At 37.9% G+C, this 15,543-nt stretch carries 15 protein-coding genes; 8 read left to right on the forward strand and 7 right to left on the reverse strand.

The genetic code is table 11. The features are described 5' to 3' along the window. Nucleotides 1–573: a phosphatase PAP2 family protein gene (locus P0077_RS13400; protein WP_276165730.1), complete on the forward strand. Its 573-nt coding sequence runs from the start codon at nt 1–3 to the stop codon at nt 571–573. On the opposite strand, the gene P0077_RS13405 is transcribed toward P0077_RS13400, so the two are convergent. Next, a complete protein-coding gene (locus P0077_RS13405; RefSeq protein ID WP_276165731.1) occupies nt 539–1,180 on the reverse strand; it encodes an O-methyltransferase in 642 nt (213 codons plus the stop codon). The genes P0077_RS13400 and P0077_RS13405 overlap by 35 nt on opposite strands. A gap of 67 nt (nt 1,181–1,247) precedes the next feature. On the opposite strand from P0077_RS13405, the gene P0077_RS13410 reads away from it, so the two are divergent. From P0077_RS13410 to P0077_RS13425, 4 genes are all read left to right on the forward strand, one after another. Continuing rightward, entirely contained in the window at nt 1,248–1,715 is a 468-nt protein-coding gene (locus tag P0077_RS13410) for a GNAT family N-acetyltransferase (protein WP_276165732.1), read from the forward strand. A 56-nt stretch (nt 1,716–1,771) separates the two neighbouring features. Then, nucleotides 1,772–3,043 (forward strand): kynureninase, encoded by a 1,272-nt coding sequence (gene kynU / locus P0077_RS13415; RefSeq protein ID WP_276165733.1) that lies wholly within the window; start codon nt 1,772–1,774, stop codon nt 3,041–3,043. A gap of 201 nt (nt 3,044–3,244) precedes the next feature. Further along, nucleotides 3,245–4,300, forward strand: a complete 1,056-nt coding sequence (locus P0077_RS13420; protein ID WP_276165734.1) for a M12 family metallopeptidase — start codon at nt 3,245–3,247, stop codon at nt 4,298–4,300. Between the two features lie 126 nt (nt 4,301–4,426). Continuing rightward, a complete protein-coding gene (locus P0077_RS13425) occupies nt 4,427–5,584 on the forward strand; it encodes an MFS transporter (RefSeq protein WP_276165735.1) in 1,158 nt (385 codons plus the stop codon). Here the strand turns inward: P0077_RS13425 and P0077_RS13430 are convergent, their stop codons facing one another. Beyond that, entirely contained in the window at nt 5,585–6,265 is a 681-nt protein-coding gene (locus P0077_RS13430) for a hypothetical protein (RefSeq protein ID WP_276165736.1), read from the reverse strand. It lies immediately after the preceding gene. 321 nt (nt 6,266–6,586) lie between these two features. Between P0077_RS13430 and P0077_RS13435 the strand changes: the two genes are divergently transcribed. Next, the gene (locus P0077_RS13435; protein ID WP_276165737.1) at nt 6,587–7,135 is read left to right on the forward strand and encodes a ClpP family protease; all 549 of its coding nucleotides are present in this window, start codon (nt 6,587–6,589) and stop codon (nt 7,133–7,135) included. Between the two features lie 339 nt (nt 7,136–7,474). Beyond that, nucleotides 7,475–8,815: an FAD-dependent oxidoreductase gene (locus P0077_RS13440; RefSeq protein WP_276165738.1), complete on the forward strand. Its 1,341-nt coding sequence runs from the start codon at nt 7,475–7,477 to the stop codon at nt 8,813–8,815. On the opposite strand, the gene P0077_RS13445 is transcribed toward P0077_RS13440, so the two are convergent. From P0077_RS13445 to P0077_RS13455, 3 genes are all read right to left on the reverse strand, one after another. Beyond that, the gene (locus P0077_RS13445) at nt 8,812–9,246 is read right to left on the reverse strand and encodes a DUF4174 domain-containing protein (protein WP_276165740.1); all 435 of its coding nucleotides are present in this window, start codon (nt 9,244–9,246) and stop codon (nt 8,812–8,814) included. The genes P0077_RS13440 and P0077_RS13445 overlap by 4 nt on opposite strands. An 84-nt stretch (nt 9,247–9,330) precedes the next feature. After that, entirely contained in the window at nt 9,331–10,110 is a 780-nt protein-coding gene (locus P0077_RS13450) for a zinc ribbon domain-containing protein (RefSeq protein ID WP_276165741.1), read from the reverse strand. Between the two features lie 5 nt (nt 10,111–10,115). Then, nucleotides 10,116–11,210 (reverse strand): Nif3-like dinuclear metal center hexameric protein, encoded by a 1,095-nt coding sequence (locus P0077_RS13455; RefSeq protein ID WP_276165742.1) that lies wholly within the window; start codon nt 11,208–11,210, stop codon nt 10,116–10,118. A 47-nt stretch (nt 11,211–11,257) separates the two neighbouring features. Between P0077_RS13455 and lpxK the strand changes: the two genes are divergently transcribed. Beyond that, entirely contained in the window at nt 11,258–12,256 is a 999-nt protein-coding gene (gene lpxK / locus P0077_RS13460; RefSeq protein WP_276165743.1) for a tetraacyldisaccharide 4'-kinase, read from the forward strand. On the opposite strand, the gene P0077_RS13465 is transcribed toward lpxK, so the two are convergent. Together P0077_RS13465 and gap are read right to left on the reverse strand one after the other, a co-directional pair. Beyond that, complete coding sequence (locus P0077_RS13465) at nt 12,246–14,396, reverse strand: tetratricopeptide repeat-containing hybrid sensor histidine kinase/response regulator (protein ID WP_276165744.1); 2,151 nt, start codon at nt 14,394–14,396, stop codon at nt 12,246–12,248. The genes lpxK and P0077_RS13465 overlap by 11 nt on opposite strands. A gap of 74 nt (nt 14,397–14,470) precedes the next feature. Next, the gene (gene gap, locus P0077_RS13470; protein ID WP_276165745.1) at nt 14,471–15,481 is read right to left on the reverse strand and encodes a type I glyceraldehyde-3-phosphate dehydrogenase; all 1,011 of its coding nucleotides are present in this window, start codon (nt 15,479–15,481) and stop codon (nt 14,471–14,473) included. Nucleotides 15,482–15,543 lie beyond the last annotated feature (62 nt).

The raw sequence follows: 15,543 nt of genomic DNA on the forward strand, positions 1-15,543 counted from the left end.
TTGCTGGACCGTATTCTAGAATGGGATAGGGAAACTTTTATCTACCTGAACAATTTAGGTATTGAAGAATATGACCAGTTCTGGCTCATTGTTACCCAATTCAGTACTTGGCTTCCCTTATTTGCCTTATTCTTCATTCTTATTTTTCTAAAATATCCGAGACGAGAAGCTGTTTATGTAGTACTTACCATAGTAGCAATGGTATTTTTTGTGGCTACACTCACGGACTTGACCAAAGAAGTGGTGGCACGTCTACGCCCCAATAATGATGAAACCATCAATAAACTGATACGTATTCTAAAACCTTCTCCAAGTTTTAGTTTCTTTTCAGGACATTCCTCAAGTTCCTTTTCGGCAACCACCATTGTGGTACTTTTTCTAAGAAACCGCTTTAAATGGTGTTGGTTATTTTATATCTGGCCTATACTTTTTGTGTCTAGTCGTATTTTTGTGGGCGTACATTTCCCCACGGATATTATAGTGGGCTCTACGGTAGGGGTTCTTTCCGCGCTATTTTTCTATACCATTTATGTTAGGCTTATAGCACCCTACTTAGGGTTAAGCCATCCCTAATGGGAAATAGAACGGTTTCCACACGAGGGTCGTCTTTTAGTTTCTTATTGAAGTCCAAGAGAATTGGCGTCACCTTATCTTTTCGATCCACGGGTTCCACAACCTTTCCTGACCATAATACATTATCGGATAGAATAACACTGCCCGGTCTGGTTTTTTGAAGAGCAAGCTCAAAATAATCGGGATAATCTTTTTTTTCGGCATCAATAAAAACAAGGTCAAAGGTAGCTTCAAGTTCTGGTATGATGTTCTTGGCGTCACCAATATGCTGAAAAATTTGGTCTTTGTAGGGGCTACGCGAAAAATAACGTTCTTGAATATCCTGAAGTTCCTCGTTAATATCTATAGTATGTAGCTGTCCATCTTTTTGCATGCCTTCGGCTAAACAAAGAGCGGAATACCCTGTGTATGTGCCAATCTCAAGAATGTTCTTCGGATAAATTATTTTTGATAAAATGCTCAAAACCCTTCCTTGAAAATGCCCGGTAAGCATACGGGGGCGAACAACCTTAAGGTGGGTTTCCCTAGTGAGCTCTTGAAGTAATTGTGGTTCGTTTTCTGAATGGTCCTGGATATAATCCTCTAAATCCGCAGATAAGAAATGCATGCCTGAAATTTCTGCAAATATATAGTATTTTAGAACTTCGTAACCATAGAATACAACCTTTGAAACTATGAGTGAATTTATAACCAGGAGTGCGTTATTAGACGATTTAGAGACATTGCTTGAATTTGAGCAAGGTATCATCGCTTTTGAGCGACCGTACGATCCAACGCTTAAGCCTGATCCAATTAGCTACTATGATTTGGGGGAGCTGATAAAAAGTGATACAGCAGAGGTTGTTGTTATTGAATCTGATGGACGTTTAGTAGCATCTGGCTATGCCAAAATTAGACCTGCCAAACCCTACCTGAATCACGAAAATTATAGTTATTTGGGATTTATGTATACCCATCCGGATTTTAGGGGAAAGGGGCTTAATAAGATGGTCGTAAATACGTTAAAGGATTGGTCCGTCTCCAAGGGTATTACGGAAATACGCCTTACCGTTTATGATGAAAACTATGGCGCTATTAAAGCCTATGAAAAAGCGGGTTTTAAGAAGCACATTGTTGAGATGCGAATTGTTGATTTAAAGTAGCGTAGCAATAGCTCTAATATCCCTGCCGAAATTGTATTTTTGACAAAAAGACCATTATGAAATTCGATAACACCTTAGAGTTTGCTCAAAAACTGGATTCTGAAGATGAATTGCGAAGCTATCGCGATGAATTTTACTTCCCTAAAGTGAACGGAAAACAGGTTGTTTATTTTACAGGAAACTCTCTTGGATTGCAACCCAAACGGACTCAAAAGTTTGTGGATGAGGTTATGACGGATTGGAAAGACCTTGCGGTTGAAGGTCATTTTCACTCGGATAAACCGTGGTGGGATTATCACGAGCAATTAGCGGCTCCCTTGGCCAAAGTAGTAGGAGCGAAGACGGAGGAAGTATCCGTAATGAATACGCTTACCGTAAACTTGCACCTTTTGATGGTTACTTTTTATAGGCCTACGGCCAAACGCTATAAAATTCTTTGTGAGGAGAAAGCATTTCCATCCGATCAGTATATGCTGCAAAGTCAAGTGAGGCATCATGGTCTAAACCCTGATGATGCTCTGTTAGAGGTGAAAAAAAGAGAAGGAGAAAACTTCTGGCGTACCGAGGATATCCTTGAAAAAATAAATGAAATAGGTAACGAACTGGCCTTGGTTCTCATAGGGGGTGTAAACTATTATAACGGTCAGGTTTTTGACATGGAAACGATTACCAAAGCAGGTAAGGCCGTTGGTGCCAATGTGGGTTGGGATTTGGCCCATGGCGCAGGTAATATAGAATTAAAGTTACATGATTGGGGTGCCGATTTTGCTGCTTGGTGTAGTTATAAATACATGAATAGCGGTCCTGGAAATGCTTCTGGGATTTTTATTCACGAGCGCTATTTGAATAAGAAAGATATTCCCAGGTTTGAAGGTTGGTGGGGAACCAAAAAGGAAACCCGTTTTTTAATGAAACCGGAATTTGAACCTATGGCAAATGCCGATGCTTGGCAGTTAAGTAATCCACCGGTACTGTCCGTGGCACCGTATTTGGCTTCTTTGGAGATGTTCGAAGAGGTAGGTATGGATGCTCTTATAGCCAAAAGGGAGCGCATAGTGGCATATTTGGAGTTTGTTCTCCATGAAATAGATGCAGAAATGGAGGGCACTACTTTTGAAATCATAACTCCAGAGGATAGGGGTACGCAGCTATCTGTTTTTCTTCACGGGCAAGGAAAGCCCCTTTTTGATTATTTAATGGAAAATGGAGTCATTACGGACTGGCGGGAGCCTAATGTTATCCGTTTGGCGCCAGCTCCTTTTTACTGCTCGTATGAAGATATGTTCCGTTTTGGTCAGATTTTAAAAGAAGGTATTCAAAGTATTTAGTTTTGTTTATTCTTCATAATGGTCCATCACCCAAAACAACGGGTTTGGACAAGTAATTTTTTAGTTTTTTGTGTTTTTCATTTGTGTAGTTCATCGAGAATGCGATGAACTAGACGGCTAGTGAAGTGGTTGTTTACGTACCTAATATGTAAGTTTTGACCCCAAAATTTAAAATGAACATCAACACTAAAAATTTAAAAAATGAAAAACAAAATGTTCCCTACACGAATTATGCTTTTTATGGCAACATGCACCTTAGTTTTAAGTGCGTGTACTGAAGATACCATTGAGCAAGAAACAGGTGCTTCCGTAGCTTCTGAAACAGAAGTACTAGCTGAAGAAGATTCTCAATTTATTACCAAGTATTTCATGGGTGATGCCGTTCAGGTAAAATTAGAAGCTGATGGCACCTATAGTCTTGCGGGTACAGATACGCGCGTATTTGAAGATCAACTTGCCGATTCTCCAGATGCTTATAATCCTAATCCGGTTCCTGGTGAAGAGCTTTCCGCTTTGGCACTAGGAGGAGGTGTTAGAAAATGGACGAACAATACGGTGTATTATGTAATTGATGGATTGGGCTCTAGTGTGCGCAGTGAGTTACAAAAGTCATTTGATGAGTGGTCCAATAAAACCAATGTCACTTTTAAGGAGCGCACCAACCAGTCTAATTATGTAACAATATCCTCTTCAGGTTCAAATAGTAATTCTGGAGTGGCTACTTTGGGTATGTATAATTCCCGTGGATATATTCAACTGGGAACTCGGGCTACCGCGGTAGTTATTATCCATGAATTGGGACATACCTTGGGATATATTCATGAGCAGAATAGATCAGATAGGGATGATCATATTATTATTAGAACGGAGAACATTCAACCTAATGCCCAAGATCAATTCTATAAAAGTTCCGCGGCAACCTTTTTAACCGGTGCTTTTGATATCAATTCTATTATGATGTACGGTAGCTATACTTTCAGTAAAAATGGGCAGCCTACTATAACCGACCTTAGCGGAAATACATTACCCCAGAGGCAAGCCCGTTTGTCTTCATTGGATATTGAAGGAACGAATGCGGCCTACCCTTCTACCAATGGAGGAGGCGATAATCCGAATCCGGAACCCGAGGATTTATGTGATACGGCTCCAAATTATTCATCTAGCATAGCTTATAGTGTAGGCGATTATGTGCTGTATTATGGTCGTTTATACCAAAGGGATTATACCCGATGGAATTACATTAAAAATTGTTTTTAATACCAACCAGGGGTTAGAATAGAGCGGATTAATGCTCATACGAATTAAGGAAGACCATCTTAAAAGGTGGTCTTTTTTCGTTTTTGGACAGCTGTAATTGAATTACCTTCGCATGAAATATATAGCATGAAATCGTTACGTCTTATTCTGACCAATTCCCGTTATTTTGGAGCGGCTTGGGTATTTGCCAGTATAAATATCCTTTTTGGTACTTGGGCTATTTATATTCCAGCGGTGAAAGAACAGCTTCAGATAGATAAATCGCAATTAGGTCTGGCTATATTTTTTCTTTCGCTTGGCGTTTTTACGGTGTTTCCATTGGCTTCATCCATTATCAATAGAATAGGGGTAGGGCGTGCCACTTGGTACGGGGTTATTCTGAGTAGCCTAACAGCTCTTTTACCGTTAGTGGCACCAAGCTATTATACCTTAATGGCTGCGCTGTTTCTGCTTGGGGCCTCCAATGGTTTTACGGATATTTCCATGAATACATTGGTGACGGAACTAGAGAAAGAGGATAAGAAAAGTTTTATGAGTGCCGCTCACGGTTTTTTTAGCTTAGGAGGTGTGTTGGCCGGTCTGGGAAGCTTTCTTATAGGCCCGCTCAGTAATCCGCCCTTACATATGCTACTGGCCGTTATACTGGTTCTGACTGTTAATTTTATTTTTCATGGAAAGTACAAAAATATCGTTGCAGCAACAGAAGAAAAGGAGGCATTCAGTTTAAAACTTTTCAAACCGATGTTGTTTCTTGGGCTGATTTCGTTTATTGCTATGGGAAGTGAAGGAGCTATAGTAGATTGGAGCGGACTTTATTTAAAAGAAATCAGTTTGGCACCCGAGCTATTGTGGGGAGCCGGATTTTTGGGTTTTCAAATAACCATGACTTTAGGACGGTTTTTGGGTGATGGCATCAGTGAGAAAATCGGCTCGGTTAAGATGGTAACCTTTGCCACCGTATTGGTGTTGATCGGGTATGTTATGGTATTGAGTACCGAAACCTATATGGCTATTTCTGGATTTGCTTTAAGTGGACTTGGTTTTTCCGTAATGGTACCCGAAGTTTTTAGAATAGGCGGAAAAGTAAGAGGTGTAGATTCCGCCCAGAGTGTATCCTTTATAGCGGGAACAGGTTATACAGGTTTTTTAGTAGCTCCCCCAATTTTAGGTTTCATTGCCGATAGTTTCTCCTTAAAAACTTGCTTTTTGGTGTTATTTGCCTGTGCCCTTTTTGTATTGGCAGTTACTTTTAAGTTGAAACGAAACGGAAAAAAGACCTCGTAATTAATTGGTTTTCACTTCTAGGTTGGTGAAATAAAGCTTAAAACTACCATCTTCGTTTTGATGCATTTTGGCAATTTTAAGTCCGCCTGTTTCAGTGTAATCTTCCCAAGTAGTAGTCATTGAGGGCTCTTCTTGGTTTCCTTTTCTAAATACCCATTCTTTCACCAAATAATCATCGCCAAAATAAAAATCATATGCATCACCAGGGGTATAGCCGCCTTCTTGCTTATAAACAACGGTTAATTTTTGCATCGGTTTTTTGCTAATTGGTGCTTCTGCACTTGGAGTGTGTTCATTTGTACTTCCATTTTTATCCCATAGAATATTAATAGGAGCTAGAAGCCAGTATTTGTCATTTATGAACCCACCGTTGGTTTTGTAAGCGATACTGTCCATGTTTTTTCGGTTGTAAACCAAAGTGTCTTTGGTGGATATGGAAGTTACTTGGTTCGTTTTTGGTTTCCAAATCCAAGTACGTTCAAAGTGAGACGTATCCCGATCTACATTAAAAGTGAACTTTAGTTCATCAATTTTATCCCAATTTTTATAACCGTTTGCATAGGCTATTTTCTCTAAAATAGTTAGTTCCTTTTCAGGTTGAGGTGCTTCTGTTTTTTTGGTCTCTTTACAGCTGATAAAAAGAATTGTGAAAAGTAAACATGCGGAAAAGTACTTTGCCATAACCAGATTTTTTCCCAAAGATAACCGCTTTTGTTTAAAACAAGGACTGTAAAGTAAAATGGATAATGAAGCGTTTTTTTTTGAAACGATAGCTCTATCTAGAAATAACGTGGAGATTTCATTGCTTTTAGCCCACAATCAAACAACTCATAGATTAGAATTTATCTTTAGATGAGCGGTTTATTTCTATCGATTAGGATAAACAAGCGGTCTGTGATGGGTTGTAAGAAAAAGCGATGAAGGGTAATTACATGGATAATAGTGTAACACTATTTTGGTACAAATAAATTGTTTAATTTTGAGATGTATAAACAATAGGAAATGAGTGCTAAAAAAGGAAAAGTTCAAGAAGCGATAGACGAAAAATTGTTAGAAGAAAGAAAAGTCTTCTTATGGGGCATGGTAGATGATGATTCTGCCAAGCACGTAATTGATCGTTTGTTGTATTTAGATATGCAGAATAATGAAGAAATACAGTTATACATCAATAGTCCAGGGGGGTATGTTACTTCTGGTTTTGCAATGTATGATATCATAAAATCGCTAAAAAGCCCTGTGTCTACAATTTGTACAGGTCTTGCAGCTTCTATGGGGTCTATTTTACTTTCTGTGGGGAAAAAAGGCAGAAGATTTATTCAGCCGCATGCACAGGTTATGATTCACCAGCCTAGTGGTGGTGCAAGGGGTCAGGCATCAAATATTGAAATTCAAGCTAAAGAAATAATTAAGACCAAAGAATTGAGCGCCCGTATTTTGGCGGATAATTGTGGTCAAGATTATGAAAAAGTGTTGAAGGATTTTGATAGAGATTATTGGATGAATGCCGAAGAATCTATTGCATATGGAATCGTAGACGGGGTATTGGAGTAAAAACGCTATTCCACTTTGATGAATAAAAAAGACCTTCGTAATTAGAAATTATGAAGGTCTTTTTTTTGGATATATATAGACGCTCTCGCGGAATTTTCATTATAAATACGAATTATTAGAAGCTTCGGGATGTTTAGTAATAGTTAAAAAAGTACTAAAACTCTTAATGTTGATTCAGGCTTTAAATTCTAATATGACCCTTCTTAAATTGTGTTCTATTTTCGCAATGGATAATTAATAGGGTAAGACGTTTCTGTTGCCTATTGTAACCTATTTAGAGACTGTTATAGAATTTAGTACATTTACAGCTTTACGATTTTCTCATCATCTTAAATTAATATGAAACAAACCTCCAAGAACATTGCCATTATTGGTTCAGGCCTTGTCGGCTCATTATTGGCCATTTATCTCAAAAAAATGGGCCATACCATTACTGTTTTTGATAGAAGACCGGATATTAGGAATATAAAATTCTCTGGTCGTTCTATAAACCTGGCAATGAGTAATAGAGGTTGGCAGTCTTTGGCCGAAGTTGGTATAGAAGAAGAAATTAAGAAAATTGCTATTCCTTTAGATAAACGTGCTATGCACGTGATAGACAAACCTATCTATTTTCAGAAGTACGGGAAAGAAGGAGAGGCTATTTGGTCTATTTCCAGAGGCGTACTGAACAAAAAAATGATAGATCTGGCGGAAGAGGCCGGTGTGGAGTTTCGTTTTAACGAGAAAGTCTGGGACGTGGATCTGCCTGAAGCTGCATTGTATACTGGAGAGACCGAGAAAGACGAGTGGAAAGAATACAATTACGATATAGTTTTTGGTTGTGATGGAGCATTTTCACGTGTACGGCACAAAATGCAACGCCGTAGCCGGTTTGATTATTCACAAGATTTTATAGATGTAGGATATAAGGAGCTTTCAATTCCTGCCAATGAAGATGGCACCCATAAATTAGATAAACACTCGTTTCATATTTGGCCTAGAGGTAAATTTATGCTAATTGCCATGCCCAATATAGACGGTAGTTTTACATGTACTTTGTTTATGCCATTTGAGGGAGAGGTGTCTTTTGATAGTCTTAAAACCAAAGAACAGGCTAAATCTTTCTTTAAAACCTATTTTCCTAACGTTAGAAAGGAGATTGAAAACTTAACTCAGGATTTCTTCAACAACCCTACAAGCGCCATGGTAACGATGAAGTGCTACCCGTGGACCTATTGGGATAAAGTAGCCCTTGTAGGTGATTCTGCCCATGCCATAGTGCCTTTTTATGGACAAGGTATGAATGCCGGCTTTGAGGATATTTTTGTTTTAAAGCAAAAAATCAAAAAGTACGGTGATGATTGGGGAGCTGTTTTTAGCGAATATCAAGAAGAGCGTAAACCCAATGCAGATGCTATTGCAGAATTAAGCTACCGAAATTTTGTTGAAATGAGCAGTAAAACGGCAGATCCCAAGTTTTTGCTACAGAAAAAAATTGAAAAGCATTTTGCAAGTTTACATCCAGACAGGTGGATTCCGGCGTATTCCAGGGTTACGTTTTCCAATAGACCTTATGCGGAGGCGCTTGCTCTTGGTGATGAGCAGGAAAAGATTATGCAAGAGGTGATGAACATGCCCAATATTGAAGAGAAATGGGATAGTAAGGAGGTAGAACAGAAAATTCTAAGTTTAATCTAACGTTCTCCATTTCGTTTTTCTGCTTGGCGCATTGGCATACCATCTATTTTAGTGAATATGGTCTCTGGCGTCACCGGATAAGCTTCCTTTGCCTTAATGCCGCCATCTTTTCCAATTAATAGAACACCGTCAAAATCAGAAGTTAGGTTCAACTGATTGTAGGTTACTTCTGCATTCAAATCTAAATCATTTCCATTCGGGTTATTGATGCTTTCAGGGTTGAGGATAAAAAGTAGAAGGTCTCTTTCGCTAAGGTCCTGTTGTTCTTCCGTAAATGCGTTCAGGTTTGTTTTGAGTGCTTGGTTATCTGAGTTTTGGGTAACAAAGATTAAGAGTCTATTCTTCCACTTGTAGTCCTCTAAGCCTTGTCCTACCATTTGCGATGATGTAATATATAGCAAAGTGAATATAAAATGTTTTAAGAATCGCATGAACTATAGTTTTCAATTCTTAAGATACTAAAAAAGCCATCCGCTTAAAAGTGGATGGCTCTAATTTATTTGGTAAACGGGTTGTTACATTTTTGTAAACATTTTACCCATTTTTTCTTGCTCTTCTTCAGCTAGAACTGGATCAACCAAAATTCTACCACTGTGCTCATCAGTAATGATTTTTTTACGAGAGGCAATTTCAACCTGTACCTGTGGTGGAATAGTAAAGAAAGAACCACCTGAGGCACCTCTTTCAATTGGCACTACTGCCAAACCATTCTTAACATTGTTGCGGATACGGGTATAGGCCTTAACTAGGCGCTCCTCTATCTCACTTTGGTATTTTTCAGACTGCTCAATAAGTGCTTTTTCCTCTTTTTCGGTCTCGGCCAAAATAGCGTCAAGTTCACTTTTCTTATGCTTCAAATGCGACTCACGCTCAGACAAGCGCTCTTTCGTATCGGAAATAACAGATTTTTTCTGCTCTATTTGAGCTTTAAACTCTTTAATGTTCTTATCGGCCAATTGAATTTCTAGTTCTTGAAATTCAAGTTCTTTGCTAATAGAGTTGAACTCTCTGCTGTTCCGAACATTTTTTTGTTGTTCCGTATATTTCTTAATGAGTGCTTTAGCCTCATCTATAAGATTCTTTTTAGCACCAATCTCAAAATTGATAGTCTCAACATCTGTTTTTAACTTGTCCAATCTGGTTTTAAGACCAAGAACGTCATCTTCTAAATCTTCTACTTCTAAAGGAAGTTCGCCACGTACATTACGTATTTCATCTACTCTTGAATCAATCAATTGCAAGTCGTACAATGCCCTTAACTTTTCCTCTACCGTTGCTTCTGATTTTTTTGCCATATATTTTATAAATACTTGATGGGATTGGTTTTACTTTCCGATAAACGGATTGCAAAATTAGGGATTTTTTTTGTAAGATAGTCAACTAAAAGGTTTTTTGTAAACTGCTCGCTTTCATAGTGTCCGATATCTGCAATTATCATTTTGCCTTCTGCTTTGTAAAATTCATGGTATTTTATGTCTGCTGTGACCAAAATATCGGCTCCTGAGGCTTTTGCAACTCCTATTGCAAAGGCACCACTTCCACCCAAAACAGCTACTTTTTGAACCTTTTTATCCAATAGTTGCGAATGGCGTATGCCCTCAGCTCCCATTTTTAGTTTAATATCTTCTAAAAAAGAGATGTCATCAACTGGTTTTTCAAGGTTTCCGATCATTCCCATACCAATATTTTGATTGGTATTTTCTAAAGTAATGACCTCATAAGCTACTTCTTCATAAGGATGGGAGGTAAAAAGAGCTTTCATAACTCTTGCCTGGTGAATTTTTGAAAAAGTGACATTTAATTGAGCCTCCTCCTCATAATGTGTTTTTCCGATTTCCCCTATTGTAGGATTTGCATTTTCTTCAGCCTTATAGCTACCTGTTCCTTTGGAGCTAAAGCTGCAATTGCTATAATTGCCAATATTTCCCGCTCCAGCATTAAAAAGTGCTTCCCTAAGGGTTTCAGCATCCTTTACAGGTACGTATGTAGTTAACTTTTTGATTGTTTCTTTCTGGGGAATTAATATTTGCGGATTTTTTATTCCTAGAACTTCGCAGATTTTAGCATTCACGCCTTGTGGTACATTATCTAAAGCAGTATGCATGCTATAAATAGCGATATCATTTTTTATAGCTTTTATAACCACTCTTTCTACATAAGATTTTCCGGTCAATTTTTTTAACCCTCCAAAAATAATGGGATGAAAGCTAACAATAAGATTGCATTTATGCTCTATAGCCTCATCTACAACATTCTCCAAGGTATCTAAAGTTACGAGTATTCCTGAAACCTTTGTAGCACTGTTGCCTACTAATAACCCTACATTGTCAAAACTTTCGGCATAGGGTAAAGGGGCTAAATCTTCTATTATATCTGTAACTTCTTTTACGGTCATAGGTATTTTTATGAGGTCTAAAGATAAAATATTATAATTTCGCCTTTGTGCAAGTACTCAGAAAAATATTATTTCCGGTTTCATTGGTTTACGCTTTGGTGGTTTACATTAGGAATTACTTCTATGATAAGGGAGTTTTAAGTTCCAAAAGCTTTAAAACGCCTACGATATGTATAGGAAACTTGAGTGCAGGCGGTACCGGTAAGACGCCCATGGTAGAGTTGTTGGTAGCTATGTTAAAAGAGACTTCAAAAATTGCCGTATTAAGTAGAGGTTATCGTAGAAAATCTAAAGGTTTTGTTCTTGCGGACGAAAATGCTACCGTAGGATCCCTTGGAGATGAACCCTTTCAGATATTTTCCAAGTATCCGGATATTACGTTGGCGGTAGATGCGGATAGAAGAAATGGAATAACAATTCTTGAGGAGCGTGTAAAACCAGAATTAATTTTATTGGATGATGCGTATCAGCATAGAAAAGTGAAGTGCGACTTTTCTATTCTCTTAACTTCTTTTGGTGACCTGTATGTTGATGATTGGTATTTGCCAACAGGAAACTTAAGGGATAGTAAAAAAGAAGCGGGTAGGGCACAGGTTATTGTTGTGACTAAATGCCCAAAAAACCTAAGTGATCAAGTAAAGGAGACGATAACTTTAAAGCTAAATCCAGAGTCTTACCAACAAGTATTGTTCTCTTACTTGGCTTATGATGATACTTTGAAGACAATTGATGCTTCAGTATCATTGGAAGGTTTAAAGTCGAAAGAAGTTACCCTTGTGACGGGTATTGCTAATCCCAAACCATTGGTGGAATATTTAAAATCTGAAGGGTTAAAGTTTGAGCATCTAAAGTTTAAAGACCATCATGATTTTAGTGAGACGGAATTAACCCAATTGAGACAAAGGAAATGTATTCTAACTACAGAAAAAGACTTTGTACGGCTTAAAAATAAGGTTGATAATCTTTATTTTATTCCCGTACAACATCGGTTTTTGGATGAGGGTGAAACGGTATTAAAGCGTACGCTAGAAGAGTTTATGAAGTAGTGTTCTTAAGTTCTTTCTTATTGAATATATTCTCGCCTATTTTTTGATAGAACACCTCTGGTTTAAAGGGTTTGGTAATGACATCATTACAGCCTGCGGCATAGAAGCTCTCTAGACTATCGTCTAAAGAAATAGCCGTAAGCGCAATAATAGGGGTGACAATATCAAACTTCCGAATTTCAATCGTAGCTTCTTCACCTCCAATACCTGGCATATGAATATCCATTAAAATAGCATCGTAATAGTTCTCGCGAGCCATGTCAATTGCTTCACCACCATTATTGGCAATGTCGCTCGTAATCTCTTTTTTAGTCAGCATTTTCTTGGTGATGACCTGATTTATCTTGTTGTCTTCAACAATTAATATGTTCAAATCTTTAAAGTTGAAATCCTCTGGTGTTACTTCAAACGGAATATCATCAACAAGGCTATCCTTACCTTTCATTTCCAATTCAAAGAAAAATGAACTTCCAACTCCTAATGCACTTTCTAATTCTATTTTACTTTCAAAAAGCCCAAGTAAACTTTTTACAATGGTAAGGCCAAGTCCGGTACCACCGTACTCTCTATTTATTTGTATTGAACCTTGTTCAAAACCGTCAAAAATGTTCTGTTGTTGTTCTTTGGCAATTCCTATACCGTTGTCTTTTACCTCAAAATATAGGGTAAAATTATCATCAACTTTTTTAATGACCTTGGCAATAACCTTCACTTCTCCCCCTTTGGTGAATTTTAAGGCGTTACCGACCAAATTCAAGAAAATCTGGGAGAGCTTTAATGGATCGCTCATTAAGTGATATGGAATATTTTTGTCGTATTCCAAAGTTAATTTGGTCTTGTTGCTTTGTGCGCTTTGTTTTAATGAGTCAATAACTTCTTGCAGTACTTTTTTCAAGTTGAACTCCACGTTAAGGGGTTCTAGTTTGTCCGCATCAATTTTGTTGATCTGTAGAATATCATTTATAAAATTCAACAGGTAATCTCCGGAGAATTTTAGGGCCTTAAGGTGTTCTTTTTGTCCTTTGCTAGGGTTTTCCTCCAGCAATAGATGCGTAAGTCCCGTAACGGCGTAGAGTGGTGTTCTAAGCTCGTGGCTTACAGTAGACAAGAAGTTGGTTTTGGCTTCCATGGCACTTACTGCGGCGTCTCTTGCAGCTTTCAGTTCGTTGTTTTTGGTCTGTAACAGATCATTGGTCTTTAACTTGATCTGATTGTTCCTAAATAGGGAAACAGCCAAAAGTGTTATAATCGTCAATAGGGCAGAGGTAAGTATGGCCGTAATATCAGATTTGTTCTTAGACTCGTTCAGTTCTTCAATTTTTTGTTCTTGGCGCTTTATCTCATCGCTCATAAAATCAAACTGAATTTTCTCGGCAGTTTTAGCCTCGGTCTTCATTTTTGCAATGTTAAAAAGCGAGTCTCGTATATGTAATAGGTTCCGGTTATTGGTTAATGCCTTATCATATTCTCCCAGTCTTTCATATATTATGGTAAGCATTTCATTGGCCTCCCATATTTCTTTAAAAAACTTATTCCTTTTGGCTAGTTTAAAGGCCTGCTCACCGTTTTCTGCACTTTCCTCTAATTTTTCTGTCTCTAGATCCAGTTGGGCCAGACCTAAATAAGCCTTGGTGGCTAGATAATCACTTTCGTATATATCAGTATTGATTATTAGTGAGTTAAAGTTCTTGGCGGCACTATCATACTTTTGCAATTTGAGGAAAATATTGCCTTCCGCCAGTAAAATATTGTTGAAAAAATTACGATCGTTATTTAGCTGTTTGGCCTCATTTAGCATAAATATGGCCTGAAAATTTTTATCGTCATGAAAAAGTAGAATGGCTTCAATATACTTTTGCATGGCGTTGCCATAAGGGTATTCTATATCCTTTAATAAAGCTTTGGCCCTGTCCCAATAAAAATAGGTGGTTTCTTCTTTTTTAAGTTTAAGGTAAACCAAGGCAAATTTATGATAGCAATCTATAAGGGCTTTTACATCTTCGTTTTCCTCTGCTACTTTTGCTGCTTTTTCTAAGGCTTCAAGAGCTAAATCTGTTTGATCTCTATTGCGATACGCCCGTGCTTCTTCAAAATAAATGCGTACATCATTGTTTTTAACGATAAGACTGTCTTGGGCCATTCCGTTTTGGGTGACCCAAATCAATACGAAAATCGATAGTATCTTTTTTAAGTCGATATGTAGAAAATCAAGATTCAAACGTAATTATTTCGTTTCAAAACTAAAATTAGGTCAATTAATCTGCTGCTATAACCTGTTTCGTTATCATACCAGCCGATTATCTTCACCATTTTACCGATAACCGAAGTCATCATAGAATCAAACGTACAAGAGTAATAACTATTGTTTATGTCAATGGATACTATAGGGTCTTCCGTGTATAAAAGTATGTTTTTGAGCTCTTTATCGGATTTTTCCTTAAAAATAGTGTTTATTTGGTCTATAGATGTTTCGCTCTTAACATTAAAAGTAATATCTGTTAAAGACCCATTAGGTACTGGAACTCGAATTCCGCAACCACCGATTACATCTGCCAGATGAGGAAAAATTTTGGTAAGCGCTTTTGCTGCCCCTGTAGTGGTAGGGACAATGGACTGTGATGCCGCTCGTGCCCTTCTTAAATCATGATGAGGTTGGTCATGCAAACTCTGATCGGAGGTGTATGAGTGTATGGTAGTAATGTAGGCCTGCTCAATACCGCAGAGCTCATCAATTACTTTGATCATGGGAGCTGCGTTATTTGTAGTGCAAGATGCATTTGAAATAATATTGTCATCTGCATGTAACGAAGTTTCGTTAATACCCAGAACAATCATTTTTATATCATCTTCTACGGGTGGTGCAGATAAGATTACTTTTTTGGCACCGTTTGTCAGATGAGGCTCAAGGCTTTCCTTTGTTTTGAATTTCCCAGAACATTCCACAACAATATCTACATCATAATCAGACCACTTTATGTCAGTTGGTGTCTTATGATTGGTTAAAGGTATTGCCTTGTCGTCAACAAGAATCGTATTTTCTTTAAAAGAAACAGGATGGTGGAAAACCCCATGAATACTATCATACTTTAATAAGTGCGATAGTGTTCTGGCATCTGCCAAATCGTTTATAGCAACTACATTTAGGTTGGGGTAAGCATCTAACAGCCTAAAGAGCGTTCGACCTATTCGGCCAAATCCGTTAATGCCTATATTGGTCTTCTTCATAGGGAAATTAGGGGCTAAAGGATAAAGCTATCCCAAGCTATTTTTCATTGTTGGGTAAAATT

Source organism: Zobellia alginiliquefaciens (assembly GCF_029323795.1).
GTDB classification, from domain to species: Bacteria; Bacteroidota; Bacteroidia; order Flavobacteriales; family Flavobacteriaceae; genus Zobellia; species Zobellia alginiliquefaciens.